At 44.6% G+C, this 1,687-nt stretch carries 2 protein-coding genes; both read left to right on the top strand.

The window, feature by feature from the left end:
* The first annotated feature begins 343 nt into the window (after positions 1-343).
* A complete protein-coding gene (locus H6S82_RS32055; RefSeq protein ID WP_190474713.1) occupies positions 344-727 on the top strand; it encodes a response regulator in 384 nt (127 codons plus the stop codon).
* 92 nt (positions 728-819) lie between these two features.
* A partial coding sequence (locus H6S82_RS32050) for an Hpt domain-containing protein (protein WP_191057409.1) occupies positions 820-1,687 on the top strand: 868 nt, incomplete at its 3' end.

The following is a 1,687-nucleotide window of genomic DNA, read 5'->3' as shown; positions in this document are numbered from 1 at the left end:
CCCCTGGATGTTTCGGATCTTTGAAATATTTATCTGTGCTGGCGGGGCAACCGATCTGATGGAAATTGGGATACCAAAGCATCCTACCTATTCGGTGTGGGGGTCGATCGAACTGATTACTGCCTGAAGTTAAGCAGACACAGATGTAAAGCTCTAGTTCGGCAAGTGCAGTCTTTACCAACACACAGCTAGAAGACAAGAAAGATTTTCCCCAAGGAATTAAAATTGAAAAAGGGAACCGGATGACCGGGCAGAAGGAAGGATAAAAAATTTTCATACATTGTGGTGTACGCATTTCGACTCTTATGTGCGTAATCCAACGATCGTAAAAGAGGAAGCTGTGATGAAAGAGATTTTAGTTGTGGATGACTCAGCAACGATGCGACGCATGGTAATGGCATCGCTGCGAGATCTAAAAAATGTAAATTTTAAAGAAGCAAACAACGGTTTGGAAGCGATCGAACAGCTGGTAATCGCACCAGTCGATTTGATGATTCTAGATCTCAATATGCCGGATCTGCACGGATTGGAGGTGTTGCAGTTTGTCCGCTCTCATCAAAGCTACACTTCCATTCCCATTATCGTGTTGACGACTAGAGGCGACGAATCCAGTCGTAATGCCGCTCTTGCAGCTGGCGCGTCCCGTTATCTGACAAAACCGTTTGAACCTCGCTCGTTTGCGCTGGCGGCACAAGAGTTATTAAATCAGAATCTCTGTCAGTTGTGAGTTGCCTGGTGTTAATTGTTAATTTTTTGGAACGATCGCTGGTAATTAACCGATCGCTATATAACTTTGACTGATGACTCGATCGATAGCAAATGACGAATTTATTTAGCAGCTTTCTAGACGATTATTTTGCCGAATGCGACGAACACCTAATGGCTATTCGGCAAAATTTACTCTTCGTCGAACCCTATGTAAATCAGCCGCTACTCTCGCGTTCAATACTCGATAAACTTTTTGGTAGCTTTCATTCCATCAAAGGCTTGTCGGGGATGGTGGGGGTGAATGAGGCAGAACAACTGGCCCACGAAATGGAAAGTTATCTGCGAGCTTTACGCGACAACAAAGTTGTGCTAACAACCGAAGGGCTTGACGCTCTACTAAGCGGTACGAAAATATTGGAGGAGGTAATTACGGCTTACCGGATACAAAATCCCGCCCCGGATATTGTACCGATCTGCGATCGCTTTAGGACTATTTTTACCAAACCAGAAGCACAAGAACAGGAACAGGAAAAGTCAGAATTACAGGAAAAAGTAGAATTAAATTTACCGGGGCAGTCAATTCCCACAGTTGCCGATACTCAACCGAAAGCTCCAAAATCGCTGAAACTTAAGCCAGAAGAAAGTATACAGCTTGCAGCTGCTCTGGAAAAAGGGAATCGAGCTTGGCAATTTGAATTTTTGCCGGGAACCGAAAAAGCAGCTCGCGGTATTAATGTCAACACAGTTCGTCAGCGCTTGCAATCGATCGGCCAATTAATTCACGCTGAGCCAATAGCTCTAGAAAATGGTGGCATTGCCTTTGATTTTATTGTTGTCAGCAACGCTGACACGGATACTTTTGCGGACTGGGAAAAAGACGGTATTAGCTATTTGCCCTACTCGGAACAGGAAATCAAAAGTCAACAGTCAACAGTCAACAGTCAAAACGAAGAGTCGGAGAACGGGAGAGCGGGAGAAC

It is taken from the genome of Planktothrix sp. FACHB-1355, from assembly GCF_014748295.1.
Taxonomy (GTDB): Bacteria; Cyanobacteriota; Cyanobacteriia; order Cyanobacteriales; family Aerosakkonemataceae; genus Aerosakkonema; species Aerosakkonema funiforme_A.
Note: the sequence above shows the minus strand (reverse complement) of the source record. Positions and strands in the feature narration are given on the sequence as shown.